Below are 22,805 nucleotides of genomic sequence, written 5' to 3'. Positions count from 1 at the left end.
CCGCAAGCGCCATCCCCACAAGGAGACAGCATCATGAACGGCCCCGTTCCGGTCGAAGTTCTGAAGCAGCATCTGATCGATCCGGAGATCTGCATTCGCTGCAATACCTGCGAGGAGACGTGTCCGATCGACGCGATCACGCACGACGAGAACAACTACGTTGTGCGCGCGGACACGTGCAATGGGTGCATGGCGTGTATCTCGCCGTGCCCGACGGGGGCTATCGACAACTGGCGCGACGTGCTCAGGGCCGAGGCCTACCCCGTCGACGAGCAGCTCACGTGGGACGAACTGCCCGTGCAGGACGATACGCTTGCCGGGCAGGGTTCGATCGGTGAGGCGACCGAGGGCGCTGCCGGCGGCGGGTCGATGGGCGGTGCCGAGTCTGCCGAGCCGGTGATCGGGGGTTCGGACCTCGTGCGCGGGTCGGTCGTCCCGCCGTGGTCGGCTGCCAAGCCGTACGTCAATCTGTACAACCACAAGGCCCCGGTGCAGGCCACGGTGGTCGGCAACTATCGCGTGACGGATGCGAGCACCGAGAGCGACATCCATCACATCGTGCTCGACTTCGGCAAGCAGCCGTTCCCGGTGCTCGAAGGGCAATCCATCGGCATCATTGCGCCGGGTACCACGGCCGACGGGCGGGCGCATCATGCGCGTCAGTACTCGATCGCGTCGCCGCGCGACGGCGAGCGTCCCGGGTACAACAACCTGGCGCTCACGGTCAAACGCGTGACGAAGGATCATCACGAGCAGGCGGTCGGCGGGGTGTGCTCGAACTACCTTTGCGACCTGAAGAAGGGGGATGTGGTGAACGTGATGGGGCCGTTCGGCAGCACGTTCCTCATGCCCAATCACGCCGATTCGCATCTGCTGATGATCTGCACCGGCACGGGCGCGGCGCCGATGCGCGCGATGACGGAGTATCGCCGTCGCCGCCGCATGAAGGGCGCGACCGGCAAGCTGATGCTGTTCTTCGGTGCGCGCACGCAAGGCGAGTTGCCGTACTTCGGGCCGCTGCTCAATCTGCCGAAGGATTTCATCGACACCAATCTCGCGTTCTCGCGCACCCCGGGGCAGCCCAAGCGTTACGTGCAGGATGCGATGCGCGAGCGGGCGGCCGATGTGGCGGCACTGCTGCGTCACGATCACACGTACATCTACGTGTGCGGGCTGAAGGGCATGGAGGACGGTGTGCTGCAAGTGTTGCAGACCATCGCAGGCGAGGCTGGACTCGACTGGCCGTCGCTCTGGCAACGGATGAAGACGGAGGGGCGCCTGCATCTGGAGACTTATTGAGATTCGGGGCGCGTGCTGGGTGTGGCGATAGAAGGAAGATGTTGGACCACATCGCGCAGTGCCTCATGATTGACCGACGGCGTTTTGCGCCGACTTGACACCGCGTGTTTCGGCACGCGGTTTTTTTTGTCCATCTGGTACCCCTGTCTCGGGGAAGTCACCGTAATTGAGTAATATGGGGGCGCTGTTTCCCTTCCATTTTTTCTCTGAACGGAGAGTCACATGGGCAAGAAGCGGATTCTGGTGCTGGCGGGCGATTACGTCGAAGACTACGAACTGATGGTGCCGGTGCAGGCACTGATGGCCGTGGGGCATCGCGTGGAAGTCGTCTGTCCCGGCAAGAAGGCGGGCGACAAGGTGCGCACCGCGATTCATGATTTCGAAGGCGATCAGACGTACAGCGAAAAGCGCGGTCACGACTTTACGCTGAATGCTACGTTCGACGGCCTGTCGCCGTCAGACTTCGACGCGCTGGTCATCCCCGGCGGACGCGCGCCGGAGTACCTGCGTCTGAACGACGCAGTGCTCGCCGCCGTTCGTCACTTTGCCGAAAACGACAAGCCGATCGCCGCCATCTGTCACGGCGCGCAGTTGCTCGCGGCCGCTGGCGTGATCGAAGGGCGCGAATGCTCGGCGTATCCGGCTTGTGCGCCGGAAGTGCGGCTGGCCGGTGGGAAGTACATGGAAATCGCCATCGACGATGCCCATACCGACGGCAAACTCGTCACCGCACCAGCGTGGCCGGCACATCCCGCATGGATCGCGCAGTTCCTCGCGGTGCTGGGCACGAAGATCGAGTTGTAAGACGTAGCGCCTCGATGCGCAGGGCGTCGAGGCGGAATTATCCGATGTTGCCCCATTTTCGAAAGCTGGCCGTTCAGTACCGCAGCAAGATTTGCCGATCTTAATCGGGAGACCGTTGCCGCGTATGCGCACCGGTCTCCGTGCTACGACCAAGGAGCGTCGTGATGCACGTCAATGCGGGTATCGGTCAGGGAAACACACGGTTCGACTGGAGGAGAGACGACATCAGGCAGCGCGCCGACGCGCTACCCGAAGCCGGCACGTTCGGCGTATTCGGCGCGGTTGTCGGACACGATGGTAGCGGGGCGCCGTTGCCGGACATCGGTCCCTACGATTTTTCATTGGCGATACGGGTGTGCGCTGCGGCGCCCATGGGAAGTGCCGGGTCCGCCATCCGTATGTCGCTTTCGACGCACGGCGTGTCGGCGGCATCGGCGGCATCCCTTCCCCACACATCACCCACCTCGCATCTTGCGCCGGCGGACGCACCGCAATACGTCGTGAAGGCATGTCCGAGCGCAGGGCATGCCGCTCAGGCCTGGCTGGCGTCGCGGCTTTTCGGTGCGCTCGGGCTCGCCACGCCGACCGCCATTCTGGTGCGCGGCTGTTCGCAGGCGTTCGATGGCACACAGGCCCCCGAACGTCTCTATCTGGCAACGACGTTTCTCGAGACCTACCGCAATCTCGGCGACTGGCTCGAGAGCGACGACGCGTGGCGCGTCATCGGCGGTGCACATCCTCCCGATGTCGAGACACTGCAACACGCAAGGGGACAGGCGCGCGCCGCAGGGCAACGCATGGCGCAGGCCGTGGAGACGGCGGGCGGTCTGCCGTTCTATCACCTCGACGGTGAAATGGCGCAGGTGCATGCCGAAGCACTCGGACACCGTATTGCCATGCGTCGCCTGCTTTGTCACGCACTCCCGGACGTCTACCAATGTGCACTGGAGCGTCATTACATTGCAGCGCTCTGGCTCGGTAACTGGGATCTCTGCAACGTGTTCATGGAGAACATCGGGGTCTGGCGCGACAAGAACGACCTGCCTTACGTGATGTCGCTGGATTTCGACGCGTGTCTCGATCTGGCGTTTCAGCACACGCGCAAGGTCGACGGGTACGACGTGGCCGTCAACCAGCGCAAGACGTTGACGTCGCTGCCGCCGCTGACGTCGACGTTTCGCCGGGAGGCGGCGAGCTTCGCAGCTACGCTACCCGATGATGCACTGGCCGATCTCACACAATTTCCCTATGGCGAACACTACGCGCCCTTTGTGCGGCGACTTTCCGGGCTGAGCGGAGCGGCGTGCGATGTGACGGGCAAAGCGATGTCGGAGGCGTTGCGCAACCCCAACGGCGTACGCGCACTGGCCGCTGAAATGGCGTATCGGCTCGGGCGAATTTCGTCGCAGGAAATGCGGCGATGGACGACACGTGCCCATGAGGTGGCATATCTGTCGCAGAGTGCGCAAACGTCTCAAGCAGCGGGCGCGACGTCGTGCGACACGATGATGGGCCTTCGCGATCCGGAGGCGCTGGTCGTGCATCTCCTGACACGGCGAGACAGCCTCGTGAGATTGCTGGGTGGCACGTGGGCCGCGCAGACATGGGCGCGCATGTATCCGATGCGCGCGCAGGCGATCGATGCGCAGCAGGAGCCGTTTGGTTGTCCGCGGGGCGCCTGACCGGCGATGCGCGAAATGGTGGTCTGGCGTCAGTCGTCAGTCAGTCGACGGCCGCGACCGCATGGAAGCGTCAGATGCCAACGTCAGATGCCAACGTCGGCGAATGCTCGAGTCCGGTACTGGCGATGGACGTCGATGGATGCGCCGGTCACGTCCACGTCGGCGCCGAGGCCAACAGTGCGTCGATCGCCGCGCGCAGCTTGGGGGACGGGTGCCGCGTGTCGGGCCAGACCAGATGCAATGGCGTGCCCGGGGCATAGGTCTGCGGCAGGAGATGCACGAGCGTTCCCGCATCCAGAGATTGCATCGCGACCCAACGGGGAACGTAGGCGATGCCGAGGCCTTGCTCGGCAGCGGTCACGAGCGCGACGAGATCGTCGAGGACGAAGCGCGGTGCACGCGGCGTGACCTCGGGCTGCATCGCGAGCGCGGGCCATTGATAGAGATTGCCGCCGCGTCCGTACATCAGACGTTCATGGCGGGCGAGATCGGCAGTCGTCTGCGGTGTGCCATGTTCAGCGAGATAGGCGGGCGACGCGCACAACAGCATCATCTGTTCGGTGAGCGGACGTGCCTTGAGCCCGGGGGTGTCATCGAGACGTCCACTGCGCACGGCCAGATCGTAGCCCTCTTCGATCAGATCGACGCGACGGTCGCTGAACGACATCTCCAGCCGCAACTGCGAATGCGCTTTCGCGAGCGTCAGCAGCACCGGCGCGATGCATTGCCGCCCGATCTGCACCGGCATCGTCACCCGCAGCTTGCCCATCGGTGTTTGTGATCCGGCGCTTAACTCATCTTCCGCCTCGGACAACTCCGAGAGCACCTTCGTGCAACGCTGATAGAACGTCTGCCCTTCGTCGGTCAGATGCTGGCTGCGGGTGGTGCGATGGAACAGGCGGACTCCGAGCCGCGTCTCCAGCCGCGCGATCCGTTTGGCGACCGCCGAACGAGTCAGGTGCAATCGCTCGGCCGCGCCGGCGAAGCTGCCCGCGTCGACCGCCGCCACGAACGCCGAAATGCCAGAGAGGCGATCGGGTGTGTAGGTGTCATTGGTTCTCATATGTCGCCAATTAGTGGATAAATCGCCATCACTGCCGCGAAGTATTCTCCAATAAGCTAACTCTGTCCACCCGGCGCGCCGGGATCTTCGATTGAGAAACGATGAACAGAGAGATGGCAATGACAACGATGCAACAGTGGCAAATGGCAACGCTTGGCGACGCGGCACTCGATCTCGCGACGGTGGCCGTGCCGACACCCGGTCCGGGTGAAGTGCTGGTCAGGGTGAACGCCGTATCGCTCAATTACCGCGATGCCCTCATGATCGACACCGGCATGGGATTGCCGGTGGAATTTCCGTTCGTGCCCGGTTCGGACATTGCCGGGGAGGTCGTGGCGTTGGGCGACGGGGTCACGCGCGTGGCGGTGGGTGAGCGCGTCGTCAATACGTTCTGGGACCGCTGGGTCGATGGCGAACAAGCACCGGCCGGGCTCAAAGTCTTTGGTGGCACGTTGCAGGGCGTGCTTCGTGAATATGCGGTGTTCAACGAGGCGTCGCTGGTGCGTGCGCCGTCCACCCTCGACGATGTGGCGGCGTCGACGCTGACGTGCGCCGGGCTGACGGCCTGGCATGCGCTGTTCGGCGCGGGCCGCAAGCTCGTACCGGGGGAGACGGTTCTGATCATCGGGACGGGCGGGGTCGCGCTGTTCGGGGCGCAACTGGCGACGGCGCACGGTGCGAAGGCCATCGTCGTGAGCGGGAGCGAAGACAAGCTGCGCCGGGCGGCGGCGCTCGGCGTCACGCATGGTGTCCTACGCCGGGAAGGTTGGTCGGACGAGGTGCGCCGGCTGACCGAAGGGCGCGGGGTCGAGCAGGTGCTGGAACTGGCCGGGGGCGACATGCGCGAGACGCTGGCGGCGCTCGCGCCAGGCGGGAAGGTGTCAGTCATCGGCACGCTGGGCGGGGACACCCTGCAAATCCCGGTGTATCCGGTGCTGCTCAAACGGGCGCATGTGCAGGGTATCGGTGTGGGCCATCGGCAGGGGCTGGAGGCATTGGTGACGGCTGTCGACCGGCATGGGATCGTGCCGCAGGTGGATGCCGTCTACGATTTCGCGGACTTCCGGCAGGCGTTGTCGCACCTGCGCCGCGGGGCGTTCGGCAAGGTCGTGGTACGAGTTTCCGGGCCGGTTGCCTAACGTCTCAACCTCGCATAAACTGTCGACGCCACAAACCCCGCGTGACTGGCGATTAGGGTGCACAGCCTTGTGTGCCCGAGGTGGAGCAACCCACCGGGAAGCGCCGGGGTCTTATTTGCCGTTCGCCTGGGCAGCCGTGATGGTTGGTGCTGCCCTGTCTATCGTCTTCCGAAGCACAAAGGAAGGCGCGCTGCAGCATCCCCTCCCGGAAAACCTGTTCAATTCAACGGAACCGCCATGTTCGACAAATCGAAATCTACCGTTGCCTCCGTCGATCCCGACGTCTGGGCCGCGATTCAGAAGGAAAACCAGCGTCAGGAAGATCACATCGAACTGATCGCTTCGGAAAACTACACCAGCCCGGCCGTGATGGAAGCGCAGGGCTCGCAACTGACCAACAAGTATGCGGAAGGTTATCCGGGCAAGCGCTATTACGGCGGTTGCGAGTACGTCGACATTGTCGAACAACTGGCGATCGACCGTGTGAAGGCGCTGTTCGGTGCAGAAGCCGCCAACGTGCAGCCGAACTCGGGCTCGCAGGCCAACCAGGGCGTGTACTTCGCCATGCTCAAGCCGGGCGACACGATCATGGGCATGAGCCTCGCGCACGGTGGTCACCTGACGCACGGTTCGCCGGTCAACATGTCGGGCAAGTGGTTCAATGTCGTGAGCTACGGCCTGAACGAAGCCGAGGACATCGATTACGACGCCGCCCAGAAGCTGGCAGAGCAACACAAGCCGAAGATGATCGTGGCTGGCGCCTCGGCCTTCGCGCTGAAGATCGATTTCGAGCGCATGTCGCAGATCGCCAAGTCGGTCGGCGCGTATTTCATGGTCGACATGGCGCACTACGCCGGTCTGATCGCCGCAGGTGTGTACCCGAACCCGGTGCCGCACGCCGACTTCGTCACCACGACCACGCACAAGAGCCTGCGCGGCCCGCGCGGCGGCGTGATCCTGATGAAGGCGGAATTCGAGAAGGCCATCAACTCGGCGATTTTCCCGGGTATCCAGGGCGGCCCGCTCATGCACGTGATCGCCGGCAAGGCCGTCGCGTTCAAGGAAGCCGCATCGCCGGAATTCAAGGAATACCAACAGCAAGTCGCGAAGAATGCCCGCGTGATGGCCGAGACGCTGGTCAAGCGTGGTCTGCGCATCGTGTCGGGCCGTACGGAATCGCACGTGATGCTGGTCGACCTGCGCGCCAAGAACATCACCGGCAAGGCCGCTGAGGCCGCACTGGGCGAAGCGCACATCACCGTCAACAAGAACGCCATTCCGAACGATCCGGAAAAGCCGTTCGTGACGAGCGGCGTGCGTCTGGGCTCGCCGGCCATGACCACGCGCGGTTTCAAGGAAGCCGAAGCCGAGCTGGTCGGCAACCTGATCGCCGACGTGCTCGAGAATCCGGAAGACGCCGAAAACCTGGCCCGCGTGCGCGCACGAGTGGCCGAGTTGACCAAGCGTTTCCCGGTCTACGGCTAAGCCACAGGCGTCGCACGCATGCGCTGCCCGTTCTGCCGGCACGACGACACGCAGGTCATCGACTCGCGTGAAGCGGAAGACGGCGCTGCCATTCGGCGGCGCCGGAAATGCCCGTCGTGCGATAAGCGATTCACCACGTACGAGCGTGTCGAACTCACCATGCCGGCCGTCGTCAAGAAAGACGGCAGCCGCGCCGAGTACGACCGTGCAAAAGTGCGCGCCAGCATGCAACTGGCGATTCGCAAGCGCCCCGTCAGCGCCGAAGCGATGGATGCCGCCATTGCGCGCATCGAGTACAAGCTACTGGCGGGGGCCGAGCGCGAAGTGATGAGCCAGCGCATCGGCGAACTGGTGATGCGCGAGTTGAAGCGGCTGGACAAGATCGCCTACATCCGCTTCGCCTCGGTGTATCGAAGCTTCGAGGACATTGCGGAATTCCGCGACGTGCTCGAAGAAATCGACAGCACCGATATCAAGCCCAAGCGCAAGCCGGTGGCGTGATGTCGCGTAGCGCGTCAGCGCGCCTGTGATGACGCATGCGGTGCGGTGGTGGCCCTGCCGGCTCCCACGGTCTTGAGAATGACGGAAAACCCGTCGTGCCCGAAAGGGTACGGCGGGTTTTTTTATGGCCGTGCGAGACGCCGAGGACGTGCGGACGCGTCGGGGAGGGGGGGCTTGCCGTCGCAATCGCAGCTCGCGACGTCAGAAATATCGCGGTGGGAGGTGACTGAAAGACGGTGATGCGGCGTTGCGCGGGCGCCGCACGCATCCATGACTTTGGGTGAATAAGAAGAGTTATCTTTATTATTTTGGGATGATCCTTCAAATCAATAACTTAATGTTTTATGCATCATCCTAATCTTCGATTTTGATGTAATTGTGGGGTAAGTACCAAAAGCCCCGGGTTTTGATTAGATTTCGATAGGTCGTCTCTAGAATTCGCAGCCTTGACGGTGGCAAGTATGCCGCTGTTGTGGTGACGGTGAATGAATTCCATCGTCTATTGCGTATTCAATTGAGATTTATCGAATGCAAAAGATTTGTCAGAACTCGAAAGTCCTGCGTCAGACCACGATCTGCATGGCCGCTGCGGCGGTAGTCGCGACGGCTGCGGTGCCCATGAACGCGATGGCGTCGGCAGTCCCCCAGCCGACTGCCCAGTGGGAAATCGATCGAAATTCCAGAATTGCCGAGATTAAAAACGAAATTAAGGCGATCGCGCCAAATTTGGAGAAGTTGATTGTAACTCGGCAATTTGCAGAAAATGTAGACGAATATAAATCGTCCATTCTGTCGGCAATCGATAATCAGGCTAATCTGGAAAAAGATGATCGCAATGCACTGCTTCTTCTTCTCAATGCGACGTTCGGCGAAATTCTGAATATCGACGATCAGAAGTTGTCGTCCGCCGGTGTCGCAAAGAAAAAATCGCTCGAAAACCTGAAAAAGAAACTCGATGCAACGGCGGCTGCAACGAGCAAGGACGATAAGGCGCTGACAAAGGCGCTGGGTGATTTGGGCAAGGAGGTTGGCAACCACGCGTCCTTCGCCGGGGAAAGTCAGGTGGCGCTGGCTGCCGTTCAGCGTCAGGCCGACCGGCTGGCGATGAAGGAAGCGCGCGTGACCGGCGCGACATCGGAAAGCGCGCTTGCCGCGCTCAAGGCCACTCGCCAACTCGATGCGACCACGCCGAACGCCACGAAGCACGACGGCGCGCTGACCTGGAGCGACAAGCATCTGACGAACTTCATGGGCGCAGAAGCGGTTTCCGATACGCACGCTGCCATCACGAAGGACGCCACGCTGGAACTGACCTCGGCCTCGGGCGATCGGTCCGACGCGCTGACCGGCGCTACGGGCAAAAAGCGTGAGATCGGCACCCTTCGCGCGTTGGACGATGCCGCGCATCTGACGACGGTGACCGACGGGACGCTCAACGTGTATCAGGGCATCGAAGGTCAGGGGGAACTGACCATTGCCGTCAGTACCGACGGTCAACTGAATTTCAAGGGCGGCGCAGGCATTGCCCATGACATGGAAACGGTGTCGCTGAGTGCGGGACGGGGTATCGGCAATACCGGTAAGGGCGGAGAGATCGTGTTCGGTGAGGGCACCAACGCCGGGCATGCCGTGATCGACGTGTTCGACCACGGGAAGCTGACTTTCGCAAAGGGCGCCAACGCGGGACGCAGTGATATTGGCGTGCGCGACGGGGGCGAAGTGCGTTTCGACGAAGCGGACGCTGCCGTATCGAACGTTTCCAATCAAGGAGGAACGGTCGAGTTCAAGAACTCGAAGCTCGCGCAGGCCGAAATTACTAACGATCGCACCTCACTGGTCGGTTTCGTCGATTCCGCACTGGATACCTCGGAAGTCGTCAACCTCGGAACCGCTGTCATCAACGGTTCGCGAGGGGGGGAGGCACACATCATCAACGGCGCCAGCGGAAATCTCTACATCAAGGACACCGAGCTTGAGGCACTGTCCCTGGTGAATGTCGGGGCGGCCGAAATGTCGGGCAATACCACGGCGCATTCCGCGAAGATCGACATGTTTGGCGGGACGCTGGATATCTCGAAGGTCACGGCTGCCGCGCCGGGACGCAAGGCGGAAAAGACGCTGTCCATCGGCGCGTTATCGGGGTTCGGTGATGTGGTGACCGGCGACACGAAGCTCGTGCTCGGTGAGCGCAACGAAGACGACCACTTCGAAGGCTCCATCAAGCGTAATGCCGTCGCGTCGAATGCCTCCGGCATCCTTCGTGCGAACCCGACGGCGCCGCAAGTCCGCGCGACGCCAACCGGCTCGGAAGTGGTCAAGGTCGGCGTGGGCAATCTGACGCTGGCGGGTGACCAGCGTGGCATCACGAGCTTGCGCGTCGAGGGTGGCACCGTGTCCGCTGCTCACGTCAACGCGCTGGGCTCCGGGACTGTCACCGTGGCTGAGAAGGGTGCGGTCTCGCTCTTGTCCGGCGTCGAGGGCGTCGGCCATTTCGATAACGCGGGCAAGGTGGATCTCGGCACCCACAAGCTCGCCGTGGAGAAGTACACGTCGAAGCCCGGGGCGAAAATCCAGTCGCGTGTGGAAAAGGTGGGCGCTCAGGTGACCAGCGGCGCGATTCAGGTGTCCCAGGACAGCGATTTCACGCAAACGGAAATCAACGTGAGCGTGGCTGACGACATCGCTCTCGCCGACGTTCAGGACAAGCTCGGTGTCGTGAGCGTTGCCGAAGGAAAAACGGCGACGCTGGGCAAGGTCACCGTGGGTAGCATCACCGGTGGCAAGACAACCAAGCCGACCGATCCCGATGGCCCGGACACGAATAACCCGGACGATCCGAACAATCCGACGGGACTCATCACCAGTCAGAACGTCGTGCGCTATCTGGCGGCGGATGCCGGCTACCGTGCCAACGAAAAAGCGGTGCTCGCTTCGGTCGACGGCGTCACGGTGGGCGAGCTGACCTCCGGCAAGATCGGCGGCAAGGTGCTTTCCGAGATGGCGCTGCAAACGGCGGGCTCCGCGGAGCAACGTCGTTCGGCCGCCCTGCTGTCGGGTGAGTCGCTACTGAACAACGCCACCGCGGCCCAGGGCGCCACCACGGCATTCCAGCGCGGCATGCAGTCGCGCATGGTCGCCGGGGGCGCGATGCTCGACGACAAGACGGCTAACGGCGTGCGTACGGACGACTCGGGTATCGCCGGCTGGGCATCGTTCGCCGGTGGCAATGCGACGCAACGTGGCGACGCGCTGTCGTTCGACGTTCGCGGTATCGATGGCGCCATCGGTGTCGACAAGCGTGTCGGTCGCGGCACCGTCGTCGGGGCATCCATCGGCATGGGCAACCAGAACGTGAAGGCTGACGGCATGCCGGGCGAATCGAAGATCAACAGCGTCAGCGTGGGTCTGTACGGCTCGCATCTGAACGATGCCAATCTGTTCGTGAACGGCGGCGTTTCGTACACGAATCACAGTGTCACGACCGACCGTACCGTCGCGGCGCGCAATGCCTCGGCGCGTCTGTCGGGCAAGACCGGCGGCAACACGTTCGGTGCATTCGGCGAGATCGGCAAGCGCTTCGACGTGGCAGGGTTCCGTGTCGATCCGTCGGTGGGCATGCGCATCGCGTCGACGAAGCTGAATGCGTTCGACGAGACGAATCGCGATGGCATTGCCGGCAACGATGGCCTGAAGGTCGGCGCACAGTCGCAGACGTCGGCCCGCAGCGTGCTGGGCGTGCGCTTTTCGCGTGACGTGTTCAATTTCGATGGCGGCAAGCTCACGCCGTCACTGCGTCTGGCCTACGAGCACGAGTTCGGTAACACGCAAAGCAGCCTGACGAACACGATCTACGGCGCGCCGCGCGCGTTCAACGTGAAGGGTCCGAAGCTGGGCCGTGAAGTCTTCACGGCCGATTTCGGCGTCGATCTCCAGCTCAAGAAACGGCTCGACGTGCATCTGGGCGGCAACGTCAGCGTGCGCAAGGGTGAGAGCGCCCTGGCCGGTGGCATTTCAGCGAAGTATCGCTTCTAAGCGTTGCTGATCGGATTGCGTGGGTCACAGGCTCACGCGACCAGCACGGATGGGAAAGGAAACCCGTCACGTCCGTAGGGGCGTGGCGGGTTTTTTGTCCAAAAAATGGACGAGGGAAATGCCTCCTTTTTCGCCGGAACGTGTGGCGTCAGGACATCACATACGCATGAATTTGGGTGCTTGATGTATTGATTCGGTGTGACGGTGAGCGATTGTTGGAAAATGAAATGAATTAAATTGGGATTTGACGTTTATTCGATGAATTTCGTGATCTTGGGTTAAGTATCAAAGCTATAGAGTAGTCAGCCGATTCGAAGAAATCGACTCCTAGAATTTGCCGGAACGATGGCGGCCATCAAGCCACTGTCTGAAGCGTGATGAGGGAAATCATCATTTGAGGCGAATTGAAAAGGAGTTGTCGAATGCGAGGGAATCGTCCGAAGTCTAATGCGCGTGGTCAGACAAGGGTTTGCTTGGCGGCGGCGGCCGCCCTGGTTGCAATGGGCGGCGTGCCATCGGCGTTTGCGGCGAGCCCGGCCGGTAACAGCGTGAAAGAAGATCGCATCAATGAATTGACGGCGCTGGCGGAGAAAGCAAAAAACGATCTCGATAAGAAAGTCGTTGCTGAGGCGGATGATAGATTTGTTGCGGATGCGGGTCATTCATTACACACGCCATTAAAAGATATTACGGATATCAAGGACGTCGATAAGCTAAAAAGTGCATTGAATAAATCGGCGACGGAAATTCAGGGGGAAATCGACAAGATTAAAGCCGGTATTCCGCCGACGGGAATCACGCCATCGCAGCAGTTCCGGCTGGACGCACTGAACGCGCTGAAAAAAGACGTCGAGTCGCTTGAGGCGCTGGCCAACCCCATAGACCGGGCCTCTCAGGAACGACAAGCGCTGGAAAAACGCCTGGAAGGCGCGATCAAGGAGTGGATCGCCTCATTGCAGGCGCTCAATGAGGCGCAGCGATTGGATGAATCAGTGCACTACAAGAAGGCCCGCTGGGAGCAGGCGGCCGAGGGGGCGGAGGCCGAACGGTTGGCGAAGACGCGAGAATTAGCCCCGCGCGTCGCGTCGGACGATCCGGCCAAGCCTGTCACATGGAACGATCAACACCTGATCGATTTCATGTCCGACACAGACCGGCCGGCTGCCGGCGAGACGCTCATCACCAAAGACACGACGCTGGAAATATCGCAGCGCTCCGGGTTGGTGTCTGACGCGATCGAAGGGGCCAACAATCGCGAGCGCGACGTCGGCCTGATTCGCGCCATGGATGGTGCAAATCATACGGTGCTGGTCAATAAGGGCACGTTGGGCGCTCATGAAGGCATCGATGGCCCGGGGCGGCTCGATGTGGAGGTCGGCAGCGACGGTGTTCTGAAATTCGTGAGCGGCCCCGGCATCGACAACGCGTCCAAGCACATCAGCCTTGTGGCGGGAGTCTCGCAGGGCGCGCAGCCGGGTGAGGCGGGCGGTGTCATCGAGTTCGATGCCGGCACGGGCGCCGGTGGGGCAACGATCGATATCAAGGACAAAGGGCAATTGAGGTTCCTCAAGGATACCCACGCCGGTTCGAGCTACATCATGATCGAGCAGGGTGGTCAGGGGCTTTTCGACAAAGGGTCGGGCGCCGAGAATGCGACGATTCGCAACAGCGGTCATCTGGAATTCATTGGCGCCAAAGGCGGTGACGCCCATCTGGACAACACGTCCAAAGTCGCGCTGTCGATGGAGGACACGCAACTGGAACGGATGAGCATCGTCAATAGCGGCATGCTCGACCTGAGCGGCAAGACGACGGCGGATGCCGCCTCGATCGAGTTGAACGGCGGCTATCTCAACCTGGCGGAAATCAAGGCTGAGAGCGCGAAAGACGGTGAGAAAGCGGGCGCGGATGCCCCCACGCTGACGATCGGCTCCCTGAGCGGAAATGGCCATGTCGGTACCGGAGAAACGCAGCTCAAACTGGGTGCGCTCGGACGAGACGAAGCGTTCGCGGGGGAAATCGGCAAAGACGTGTTGGGCTCGCACGGCGCCCACGTCACCAAGGTTGGCACCGGGCATCTCACTTTCAGCGGCGACCAAAGCGGCATCGAAACACTGAACGTTGAAAACGGCACACTGCTTGCGGCGCATCGCAACGCGCTCGGCACGGGCTTGCTGACTATCTCCGAGCCCGGGACCATCGCGCTCGCCAACGACGTCTACGACGTCAAGAAATTCGAGAATGCCGGTACGCTCAAACTGCATGGCTACCGGCTTGTGATCGACTCCTACGAGTCGAAGGGCGACAAGGCGAGAATCGAATCGGACGCGAAGAAAGACGCCGACGGCATCCATCGCGGCACGCTCGAGGTGAACAAGGACGGCGATTTCACCAAGACCAAGGTCGTGCTGCGTCCTATCGACAATTCTGTCTCGCCCAGGGAACTGCTCGAGAAGAAGATTCAGGTCATCGTGCCCGGCCCTAACGCCAAAGTGAAACTCGGCGAGGTCGAGTACGGCAGTATCCCGACCAACCCCGACGACGGTGGCGACGACGGCTCGGTCATCATCGATCCCAACAAGGGCATTGCGTTCCTCGACCCCAATGCGCCGTATTCGGGCAACGAGCAAAGCGTGCTGGCATCGCTCCAGGGGGTGACGCTCGACGACATCGTGTCGGGTCGCGTCGGCGGCAGCGTGCTCGGTCAACTGGTGCTGCTGCCTGCGGGCTCGGCGGAGCAGCGCCGCGCTGCGCGCATGCTCTCCGGCGAGTCGCTCGCGAACAATGCCGCCGCAGCCTACAGTGCGGCCGACACGTTCCGCAGCAGCATGCAGACCCGCATGCTCGCCGGCGGCTCATTGCCCGACTGCAATACGACGAACGGTCAGCGCGCTGGGGAAAACGGAACGGCCGTCTGGGGTTCGTTCAAAGGGACGGGCGCGAGGCAGGAGAGCGACGACATGAGCTTTTCCACGAAGGGGATCGACGGCGCGTTCGGAGTCGACCGTCGCCTCAATCGCAACGCCCTGGTGGGCGCGGCGTTCGGTATCGGCACCCGCTCGTCGGTGGCCAGCGACCTGCCGGGTTCGTCCGACGTCAGAAGCGCCAGTGTCGGCCTCTACGGCTCGTATCTGAGCGACACGCGCTGGTTTGCCAATGGCGGCGTGTTCTACACCAATCACAACGTGTCGACCGAGCGCACCGTCGCGGCCCGCGACGTGTCGGCGCGCGTCTCGGGCAAGACCGGCGGTCGCACGCTCGGCTTGTTCGGCGAAGTCGGCCAGCGGGTGCTGGCGGGGGGCGTGAACGTTGACCCGTTCCTCGGTGTGCGCATCGCCAACACGCGCCTGAACGGCTATGACGAAACGGATCGCGATGCCGGTCAGGGCAACAACGGGCTGCACGTTGGTCCGCAAACCAGCAACTCGCGGCGTGTCATCGCCGGGGTGCGACTCTGGCGCGAACTGGTCAACACGGCAGGCGGCAGCGTGATCCCGTCGTTGCGTCTGGCTTACGAGCACGAGTTCGGCGACACGCAGGGCAGCCTGACGAACGCGATCTTCGGTGCGCCGCGCTCGTTCACCGTCAGCGGTGTGAAGCTCGGGCGCGACATCTTCACCGCCGACCTCGGCGCCGACATCCGTGTCACCCGACAACTCAACGTGCATGTCGGTGGCGATCTCAGCCTGCGTGCCGGTGAGAAGGCAGTGGCCGGTGGCGTGAGTGCGAAGTACCGCTTCTGACGGGCGCTAACCCGCCACGTGCCAACGACAAAGCCCCCGGCCAGTGACTCACTGGCCGGGGGCTTTGTGCTTGCGGCGAGACGTCGTGCGACGTCAGAACGAGTGCGAGATCCCGACGTAGGCACCGGTCTGGCTCTTGCCCGCCGGCGGATTGTCGAGCGAATCGCTCGGAATCGCGGCGACCGAGAAGCTCTGGTTCGCGCTGTTCTTCACGTATGCGATGGTGCCGTACAGGAACGTGCGCTTCGAGAGGTTGTAGGTCGTGCCCAGTTCGAACATCGTGGCGTGTCCGAACCCCCCCGGCACGTTCACGTGATAGACCGCTGCGTTTGCCGCCCACACGGGCGTCGCCTGATACTTCACGCCCGCCCAGTAATGATCGGCGCGGGTGGCGAAGTCGGGCGCCGGGGCGTCGGGGGCCGACATGTGCGTGTAGCCCAGCGAAATCGTGAAGCGGTTCAGGAAGACGTTGGCGCCGGCGAAGTATTCGCGCGAGGTGGCGAACACGTCGGTGAAGCGTCCGTTGGTGTCGCGAATTTCGTCGTACAACGCGCGCAACTGGAAGCGGTCGTGCGTGTAGGTCAGTTGCGCGCCCATGCCTCGCCCGTTGTTGAACTGGCCGGCGATGTTGGAGAAAGCGTACTGACCCGCGACGTCGAAGCCGTACCAGTTCGGGCTCTGATAGTTGACGGTGTTGCTCGCCTGCGGCCAGTTACGCCCCCGCACGAGCGACGCCGACGAGAAGGCCTGCTGCTGGAACGGATCGAAGTCCCAGACCCCGTTGCTGATGAACAGGTTGCGCCCGAGCGTGAGTTGCCCCCACGAGCGTGAGTTGAGACCGACCAGCGCGCGACGGTCGAAGATCGATCCCGAGCCGTTGTTGTTGTAGCCGTTCATCAACTGGAATCCGCCTTCCAGATTGAATACGGCATGCAATCCCTGCCCAAGATCCTCGTAGCCGCGCAGGCCGAACAGGCTCGTGCCGTAATCGCCGCCCTGCGCACTCCAGCGCGAGGCGGTGCCGCCGTTGCCGTCCTGCAAATTGTTCATGAACTGAAAGCCGCCATCGACGCGGCCGTAGAGTTGCACGCTAGTTTGCGCGTGCGCGAACGTACCGATGCCGCACAGCAGGCTGGCTGCAATGAGCTTCTTTTTCATGATCTGCTCCCCAGGTTGCGATATTGCGTTGCGCCCCGCACCTCTTTCGCGTGGTTATGACCGTCGTCGTCGTAGCGCGCCCGAGCGGGAGCGGTCTGCGACATCGTCGGAAAAGCCTGAAATTTCGTTACGAGTGACGAGAAATCGGCAATCGGGAACGCCTGGGCAACGGGCGCCGCATGGGGGAACGCGGCCGGTTGCGAGTGATGCCGGTACGACAGTCACGCTCTGGTTTTCACAGGTCGTCGTCATGGCGGTCCACTGGCGTAAGGTCGGCGGCAACGCGCACACGCGCATTGTCATGCGACCGGAATGAGTGGCGGGAACGGGCGGACTTATTTGTCTCGTAGTGCGACGTAAGTACAACGCGACTCGTACAATACGATTCGTACGACGCCAGCCGGATGACGAAGAAGCACCCGTTTCCCTGATTGGCTTCTTTATATCCGAATTTTCCGGTACGCAATATAAGGGAAAGGCTTAGGGCGTCGAGTGTTGCGTGCCAGCAACCGAAACGGCCTTGCGCATTCCTTTGCGTATCGAAAGATTCGGTCGGACGCTTTCATTCGGCCGTTTCATGTCGTTGATGCATGCCCTTGCCCCATGCCTCTGCCATACGGCGTCGGCGCGCTTGGGGCGTCAACCCGGCGCGCCGAAGGCCTCCATCTTGCTCGCGAGGTGGGTGAGCAGGCGGTTGGCCGCGCCGGACAGGCGGCGCCCGGCACGCGTGATCAGGTGGGCCTCGGCGCTGTTGAGAATCGGATGGTCGATAGGCACGGCGCACAGCACCCCCGCTTCGATTTCCTGCGAGACGGCGAACGTCGGCAGAAAGGTCGCACCCAGCCCTGCGCGCACGAAGTGCTTGAGCACGGAAATCGAGTTCGTGGTGACCGTGGGCGTGAGTCGGTGCTTTTCGGACTGCTCGGCCAACTCCATCAACTGCCGCGTGCCGTAAGCGCCGTGCATGAGCGCGAGCGGCACATCGTAGAGGGCGTCGAGCGTGAGGGCGCCGGGCTGGTGTCTCCCGTCTGCATGGGTGGCATCTCCCGCCTGGATGGCCTTGGTGGCGTTCGTCGCCGCTCTTGTCGCCCCCATCGCCCCCGTCGCCCTCATCGCTTCGGCGGCCTGGGTCGCGGCGGCGTTCGCCGCTTGCGCGATCAGCGGAGAACCGGGCGCGACGATCGCGTGCACCGGCTGCGCCATCTGGGCGCGCGAGACGATCTTGGGTTCGGCGGGCGGGTTGTAGACCAGTCCGATATCGGCGTCGTCTTCGGCGACCAGACGCATGACCTCGTTGGTGCCGGCCAGATCCAGCGTGAGTGTGATGTCCGGATAACGTTTGCAGAAATATTGCAGCGGCGCGCCCATCAGGTCGCTGACGAAGCCTTCGCCGACCGCCAGCCGGATGTGCCCGCGCCGCAACCCGCGCACTTCCTGAAGCTTGGCCAGCAAGTCCTCCTGGTGCGCACGCTGCTCCCGGTAGTACTCCATGAGCAGACGGCCGGCCTGCGTCAGATGCACGCCGCGTTTGTGACGCTCGATGAGCGGCAGGGCCAGTTCGGCCTCCAGCAAGGCAATCTGCCGGCTGACGGCGGAGGGGGCGATGTCGAGTCTGTCGGCGGCGGCGCGCACCGTGCCGCACTGGACGGCCTCGTACAGATAGGACAAACGGCTTTCGTTGATGGCAGGTGTCATACCCTAAAGACTAATAATTAGAACAAAAATCTTCAAGCGTTGTCATTGAGCGTCATTTTTTTTCAATCCACACTGCGACTCATGCGGATCGGCCCCAACGCCGGGCAACGAACCCAGGCGAGGCCCGGTGTCGGCGGCCCGATTCCGCGCCAGTTTCGATGTGACCGGATGTGACGACACGGTGGGGTGTCAGGGTGAGCGATCCTGCGGGATGACGCGCGGCCCCGGGCCCGGCATGACTCACGAACGGTCGCGCCGCGTGAGCCCCCGAGCCCTTCGGAGACACTTGATGATTCCTCCGCGCAATACGCGATTCGGCATCGATCATCCGCTGGTCACTGTGCATGACCATCCGCGGCGGCTGGCGCATTACGCGCGCATGGGCTTCGCCCCGTCGCCGGTGTCGTATCACCCGTGGGGCACCGTCACGTCGCTCATGATGTTCGGCGACAACTTCATCGAGTTGATCGGCGTGGACAACGCCAGCAAGTTCGGCACGAATGCCGTGGGCGATTTCTGCTTCGGACGCTATCTCGGCGACTTCCTCGTACGCGAAGAGGGGGTATCGCTCGTCGCACTTCACAGCAAGGACGCCCGCGCCGACCACTCCCGGCTGGCGCAGGCGGGGCTCGAATCGCAGGGCATGCTCGATTTCCGCCGCGCGATGCGCAAACCCGATGGCACGCCCGACGAGGTCGTGGTCACGCTGGGGCTGTTCATCGACGATACGCTCGGCGACGTCTCCAATTTCATTTGTCACCAGCATCGCCCGGAGTTGATCTGGGTGCCGGAGTGGCAGAGCCACGCGAACGGGGTGACCAACATCGTCGGTGTCACTTATGTGACGCCCGACGCGGCGTCGCTGCGCACGCTCGCCACGCGCTGGCAGCGCATGTACGGCGCGCGGCACGTCGATCTCTACGAGGGCGGGGCGGTCGCCGACACCGGCTGCGGTCATCTGCGCGCCATGTCGCCGCAGCGGGCCGAGGCGCGTTACGCAGCGGTCGGGTTGCCGATGGCGCAGGGCGTGCGCACCCATGCCGTTGCGATCACGCTGCTCACGCCGGACCTGGCCCACGTCGAAGCGCTGTGGCGCGAGAACGGCGTGCCCTACGGCTACAACGAGCACGGGCTGGTGGTGGAGCCCGAGTTCGCCGGCAACGTCGTGCTGGAGTTCGTGAACCACTAGCGCGGCGGCTTCCTGCCGCTTTCTATTCTCTTTCCAAGCGTCGGCCGGGTATCCCGGCGGGCGAAGCAACGCGGCGCGGCCCGTGCGGGCGGCGTCATCTTCGCAGTCAATCTGGAGTCAACATGAAAATCATCGGAGTGGTCGGACTGGGCAATATGGGACGCGGCATGGCGCTGTCGTTGCAGCGCGGCGGTTTCACGGTGCTCGGTTTCGATCCGTCGCCGGCAGCCGGTGCCGCGCTGGCTGACGCAGGCATTGGCCTGCGCGCTTCGGTCGCGGAACTGGCACGCGAGGCCGACGCGCTCGTGCTGTCGCTGCCGACGTCGCAAGTCGTCGAAGCCGTGGTGAACGGTGCCGACGGCATTGCCGCGAACGGGCGCGAAGGCCTGATCGTGGTCGACACGTCGACGGCCGACCCGGAAAGCACCCGCAAGCTGGCCGTCACGCTGCGCGAGAAGAGCATCGCTCTGGTCGACGCGCCGGTCTCCGGCGGCCCGAAGGGCGCGTTGAACGGCGCACTCACGATGGTGCTGGGCGGCTCGGCGGACGACATCGCCCGTATCGAGCCGGTGCTCGCCGCCATGTCAGCCAAGCGCGTGCATATCGGCGATGTGGGGGCCGGTCACGTGACCAAGCTCATCAATAACCTGATGTGCGCGGCGCATCTGGTGGTGGCGGGCGAGGCGATGCGTCTGGCGAAGGCCGCCGGTGTGGCCCCGGAACAGGTGCTCGAAGGCCTGAATGCCGGTTCGGGCCGCAGCGGCATCACGCAGACCAACTACCCGACGTGGATCCTCAACGACGCCTTCGACTCGGGCTTCACGATGAAGCTCATGCGCAAGGACGTGCGTCTGGCCATGGCGCTGGCCGAGCAGACGGGCACGCTCGCCACGGGACCGCTGTCGGCCGAAGTGGGGCGTCTGTGGGCGGCGAGCGCCGCGACCGTGGGCGACGACGAGGATTTCAACCGCATCGTGCAGTTCATCGAGCCGGGCCGCGCCTAATCGTTGAATCGATCGCCTTGCCGCTGACATCGACGGCTGTCATCGCCCCTGTCAGCGGCCCCTGAAAGTTTTGTTTCTATTTGACGACACGATGCGCGCCTGAGCGCATCGCACGGAGTTTTCACATGCCAGACCAACAAGCCGCCGCTTTGCTCGGCGCATTCGCCAAGTTCTTCCCCAACGCCAGCACCATCGGTTCGTTCGTCAATGGCGAACTGGTCGAAGGCCGTGGCGAGACCACCATCGACATCGTCAACCCGGCGACTGGCCAGACGGTGCTCACCTATCGCGACGCCGGTGCCGATGTCGTGGCGCAAGCTGCCGCCGCCGCACAGGCCGCACAAAAGACCTGGTGGGCCCTCACGCACGCTGCACGCGGTCGCGTCATGCAGGCCGTCGGCGCGAAGATTCGCGAAAATGCCGAAGCCCTCGCACAACTCGAATCCATCGGTGCCGGCAAGCCGATCCGCGACTGTCGGGGCGAAGTCGGCAAAGTGGCCGAGATGTTCGAGTACTACGCCGGCTGGACGGACAAGTTCTTCGGCGACGTCATCCCGGTGCCGAGCACGCACCTGAACTACACCCGCCGCGAAGCCATGGGCGTGGTGTTGCAGATCACGCCGTGGAATGCGCCGGTCTTCACCTGCGGCTGGCAACTCGCCCCGGCCATCGCCATGGGCAACGGGGTGCTGCTCAAGCCGTCGGAACTCACGCCGGCCAGCTCGCTGGTGGTCGCCGCACTCGCCGAGCAGGCCGGTGTGCCGCGCGGTCTGATCAACGTGCTTGCCGGTTTCGGTCACACGACAGGGCAAGCCGCCATTTCGCATCCGGTCATCAAGAAGGTCGTGTTCGTCGGCTCGCCGGCCACCGGCAGCAAGATCGCCACGGCCGCTGCGCAGCGCCTGCTGCCGAGCGTGCTGGAGCTGGGCGGCAAGTCCGCCAACATCGTGTTCGACGATGCGGATCTCAAGCGCGCCTGCCTTGGCGCACAGGCCGCGATCTTCTCGAGCGCCGGACAAAGCTGCGTGGCAGGCTCGCGTCTGCTGGTGCAGCGCGGCGTGTACGACCAGATGGTCGAGATGCTGGCGCGCGGCGCCGAAAAGATTCGCGTGGGCGAGCCGCTGGACGATACGACCGAAGTTGGCCCGATCTGCAATCGCACGCAGTATCAGCACGTGATGAACATGATCGACGCGGGCGTCGAAGGCGGTGCGCGTCTGGCGGCCGGTTCGCAGCAGCGTAGCGACGGCGGCTTCTTCGTGCGTCCGACGGTACTGGCTGACGCGAACAACACCATGGGCGTGGCCCGCACGGAAATCTTCGGCCCGGTGGTCGTGGCGATCCCGTTCGACACGGAAGAAGAAGCGCTCGCGATCGCCAACGACAGCGAGTTCGGTCTGGCCGGGGCGGTCTGGACGCAGGACGTCGCACGTGCGCACCGTGTGGCGTCGCAGGTCAACGCCGGCACGTTCTGGATCAACGGCTACAAGACGATCAACGTCGCCTCGCCGTTCGGCGGCTACAACCACAGCGGTTACGGCCGCTCCAGCGGTGTGGAAGCGCTCTACGAGTACACGCAGACGAAGAGCGTCTGGGTCGAGACGGCGGCCAATCCGGCCACGCCGTTCGGCTACGTCTGATCCAAGTGTGACGGTTTGCCGGTCGGCATGAGGCCGGCGAACCGTGAGGTCGTGCTGTCATCGTGCGTTCACTTACCGGCAATGGGGGGCGAACGCGACGTAAAAGTGCAGAAAGTGTGCCCGGCGCCGGTCGTGAGACGTCGTCCTGCACACGACCGTTTCAGCCTGCGGGACACGGGGCCGAAACGGGGTTTTTGACCGCGTATAATGCCGCCCTCGGGCGGTTCGGCGCGGGAACGCTGTTGCTGTCACCAAGGCGTGCCAACATGGCGGGCGTTCACGCACCGCCATGCCGAAAAGTCCGCCGGTCTTGCGACCGGACGGGCGGCGTGCCGAACGTCCTTAATCACCGACATGTTCGTCGACCCGCC

Annotated in this window: 16 protein-coding genes and 1 riboswitch; of the genes, 11 read left to right on the top strand and 5 right to left on the bottom strand. The window is 63.1% G+C overall.

Annotated features, from left to right (window positions below; all coding sequences use genetic code 11):
* Positions 1–33: 33 nt before the first annotated feature.
* From boxA to C5N93_RS10825, 3 genes are all read left to right on the top strand, one after another.
* Positions 34–1,299, top strand: a complete 1,266-nt coding sequence (gene boxA / locus C5N93_RS10835) for a benzoyl-CoA 2,3-epoxidase subunit BoxA (protein WP_242559267.1) — start codon at positions 34–36, stop codon at positions 1,297–1,299.
* A 222-nt stretch (positions 1,300–1,521) separates the two neighbouring features.
* Complete coding sequence (locus C5N93_RS10830; RefSeq protein ID WP_150721220.1) at positions 1,522–2,103, top strand: DJ-1/PfpI family protein; 582 nt, start codon at positions 1,522–1,524, stop codon at positions 2,101–2,103.
* Between the two features lie 164 nt (positions 2,104–2,267).
* Positions 2,268–3,785 carry a hypothetical protein gene (locus C5N93_RS10825; RefSeq protein ID WP_242559266.1) on the top strand — a complete coding sequence of 506 codons (1,518 nt, stop codon included), beginning with the start codon at positions 2,268–2,270 and terminating at the stop codon, positions 3,783–3,785.
* A 148-nt stretch (positions 3,786–3,933) separates the two neighbouring features.
* Here the strand turns inward: C5N93_RS10825 and C5N93_RS10820 are convergent, their stop codons facing one another.
* Positions 3,934–4,848 (bottom strand): LysR family transcriptional regulator, encoded by a 915-nt coding sequence (locus tag C5N93_RS10820; protein WP_242559265.1) that lies wholly within the window; start codon positions 4,846–4,848, stop codon positions 3,934–3,936.
* 128 nt (positions 4,849–4,976) lie between these two features.
* Here C5N93_RS10820 and C5N93_RS10815 point away from each other — a divergent pair, with 128 nt between their 5' ends.
* The 3 genes from C5N93_RS10815 to nrdR all read left to right on the top strand — a co-directional run bounded on the left by C5N93_RS10815 (position 4,977) and on the right by nrdR (position 7,973).
* Positions 4,977–5,987 carry an NAD(P)-dependent alcohol dehydrogenase gene (locus C5N93_RS10815; RefSeq protein ID WP_242559435.1) on the top strand — a complete coding sequence of 337 codons (1,011 nt, stop codon included), beginning with the start codon at positions 4,977–4,979 and terminating at the stop codon, positions 5,985–5,987.
* A 31-nt stretch (positions 5,988–6,018) separates the two neighbouring features.
* Positions 6,019–6,126, top strand: a riboswitch (ZMP/ZTP riboswitch).
* A gap of 98 nt (positions 6,127–6,224) precedes the next feature.
* Complete coding sequence (glyA, locus tag C5N93_RS10810; RefSeq protein ID WP_242559264.1) at positions 6,225–7,472, top strand: serine hydroxymethyltransferase; 1,248 nt, start codon at positions 6,225–6,227, stop codon at positions 7,470–7,472.
* 18 nt (positions 7,473–7,490) lie between these two features.
* Positions 7,491–7,973 carry a transcriptional regulator NrdR gene (nrdR, locus tag C5N93_RS10805; protein WP_150721217.1) on the top strand — a complete coding sequence of 161 codons (483 nt, stop codon included), beginning with the start codon at positions 7,491–7,493 and terminating at the stop codon, positions 7,971–7,973.
* A gap of 510 nt (positions 7,974–8,483) precedes the next feature.
* Here the strand turns inward: nrdR and C5N93_RS10800 are convergent.
* Positions 8,484–9,011 (bottom strand): hypothetical protein, encoded by a 528-nt coding sequence (locus C5N93_RS10800; RefSeq protein WP_242559263.1) that lies wholly within the window; start codon positions 9,009–9,011, stop codon positions 8,484–8,486.
* 24 nt (positions 9,012–9,035) lie between these two features.
* Between C5N93_RS10800 and C5N93_RS10795 the strand changes: the two genes are divergently transcribed.
* Positions 9,036–12,005, top strand: coding sequence for an autotransporter domain-containing protein (locus tag C5N93_RS10795; protein WP_242559262.1), 2,970 nt, complete (start codon positions 9,036–9,038; stop codon positions 12,003–12,005).
* A gap of 302 nt (positions 12,006–12,307) precedes the next feature.
* On the opposite strand, the gene C5N93_RS10790 is transcribed toward C5N93_RS10795, so the two are convergent.
* Positions 12,308–12,667: a hypothetical protein gene (locus C5N93_RS10790; protein ID WP_242559261.1), complete on the bottom strand. Its 360-nt coding sequence runs from the start codon at positions 12,665–12,667 to the stop codon at positions 12,308–12,310.
* A gap of 63 nt (positions 12,668–12,730) precedes the next feature.
* Here C5N93_RS10790 and C5N93_RS10785 point away from each other — a divergent pair, with 63 nt between their 5' ends.
* On the top strand, positions 12,731–15,748 hold the full coding sequence (locus C5N93_RS10785; protein ID WP_242559260.1) for an autotransporter domain-containing protein: 3,018 nt from the start codon (positions 12,731–12,733) through the stop codon (positions 15,746–15,748).
* A 93-nt stretch (positions 15,749–15,841) separates the two neighbouring features.
* Here the strand turns inward: C5N93_RS10785 and C5N93_RS10780 are convergent, their stop codons facing one another.
* Together C5N93_RS10780 and C5N93_RS10775 are read right to left on the bottom strand one after the other, a co-directional pair.
* Entirely contained in the window at positions 15,842–16,906 is a 1,065-nt protein-coding gene (locus tag C5N93_RS10780; protein WP_242559259.1) for a porin, read from the bottom strand.
* A 639-nt stretch (positions 16,907–17,545) separates the two neighbouring features.
* Positions 17,546–18,601, bottom strand: a complete 1,056-nt coding sequence (locus C5N93_RS10775) for a LysR family transcriptional regulator (protein WP_242559258.1) — start codon at positions 18,599–18,601, stop codon at positions 17,546–17,548.
* 289 nt (positions 18,602–18,890) lie between these two features.
* On the opposite strand from C5N93_RS10775, the gene C5N93_RS10770 reads away from it, so the two are divergent.
* From C5N93_RS10770 to C5N93_RS10760, 3 genes are all read left to right on the top strand, one after another.
* On the top strand, positions 18,891–19,790 hold the full coding sequence (locus C5N93_RS10770; RefSeq protein ID WP_242559257.1) for a VOC family protein: 900 nt from the start codon (positions 18,891–18,893) through the stop codon (positions 19,788–19,790).
* Positions 19,691–20,794 (top strand): NAD(P)-dependent oxidoreductase, encoded by a 1,104-nt coding sequence (locus C5N93_RS28310; RefSeq protein WP_301232274.1) that lies wholly within the window; start codon positions 19,691–19,693, stop codon positions 20,792–20,794. Before C5N93_RS10770 ends, C5N93_RS28310 begins: the two co-directional genes overlap by 100 nt.
* A gap of 125 nt (positions 20,795–20,919) precedes the next feature.
* Positions 20,920–22,434 carry an aldehyde dehydrogenase family protein gene (locus C5N93_RS10760; RefSeq protein WP_242559255.1) on the top strand — a complete coding sequence of 505 codons (1,515 nt, stop codon included), beginning with the start codon at positions 20,920–20,922 and terminating at the stop codon, positions 22,432–22,434.
* The last annotated feature ends 371 nt before the right edge of the window (positions 22,435–22,805 follow it).

Origin of the sequence: Pandoraea sp. LA3, assembly GCF_022696215.1 — a bacterium.
GTDB classification, from domain to species: domain Bacteria; phylum Pseudomonadota; class Gammaproteobacteria; order Burkholderiales; family Burkholderiaceae; genus Pandoraea; species Pandoraea capi.
The sequence above is the reverse complement of the archived record's forward strand: the minus strand, read 5'-3'. Positions and strand labels throughout refer to the sequence as shown.

What these genes read in the sequence shown, in the direction of transcription:
- boxA (WP_242559267.1), top strand. Translation starts at nt 34, where the DNA reads ATGAACGGCCCCGTTCCGGTCGAAGTTCTGAAGCAGCATCTGATCGAT.
- C5N93_RS10830 (WP_150721220.1), top strand. Translation starts at nt 1,522, where the DNA reads ATGGGCAAGAAGCGGATTCTGGTGCTGGCGGGCGATTACGTCGAAGAC.
- C5N93_RS10825 (WP_242559266.1), top strand. Translation starts at nt 2,268, where the DNA reads ATGCACGTCAATGCGGGTATCGGTCAGGGAAACACACGGTTCGACTGG.
- C5N93_RS10820 (WP_242559265.1), bottom strand. Translation starts at nt 4,848, where the DNA reads ATGAGAACCAATGACACCTACACACCCGATCGCCTCTCTGGCATTTCG.
- C5N93_RS10815 (WP_242559435.1), top strand. Translation starts at nt 4,977, where the DNA reads ATGCAACAGTGGCAAATGGCAACGCTTGGCGACGCGGCACTCGATCTC.
- glyA (WP_242559264.1), top strand. Translation starts at nt 6,225, where the DNA reads ATGTTCGACAAATCGAAATCTACCGTTGCCTCCGTCGATCCCGACGTC.
- nrdR (WP_150721217.1), top strand. Translation starts at nt 7,491, where the DNA reads ATGCGCTGCCCGTTCTGCCGGCACGACGACACGCAGGTCATCGACTCG.
- C5N93_RS10790 (WP_242559261.1), bottom strand. Translation starts at nt 12,667, where the DNA reads ATGACCCGCATCCGCAACAAATCTATCATCCGCCTCAGCAACGACTTT.
- C5N93_RS10780 (WP_242559259.1), bottom strand. Translation starts at nt 16,906, where the DNA reads ATGAAAAAGAAGCTCATTGCAGCCAGCCTGCTGTGCGGCATCGGTACG.
- C5N93_RS10775 (WP_242559258.1), bottom strand. Translation starts at nt 18,601, where the DNA reads ATGACACCTGCCATCAACGAAAGCCGTTTGTCCTATCTGTACGAGGCC.
- C5N93_RS10770 (WP_242559257.1), top strand. Translation starts at nt 18,891, where the DNA reads ATGATTCCTCCGCGCAATACGCGATTCGGCATCGATCATCCGCTGGTC.
- C5N93_RS10760 (WP_242559255.1), top strand. Translation starts at nt 20,920, where the DNA reads ATGCCAGACCAACAAGCCGCCGCTTTGCTCGGCGCATTCGCCAAGTTC.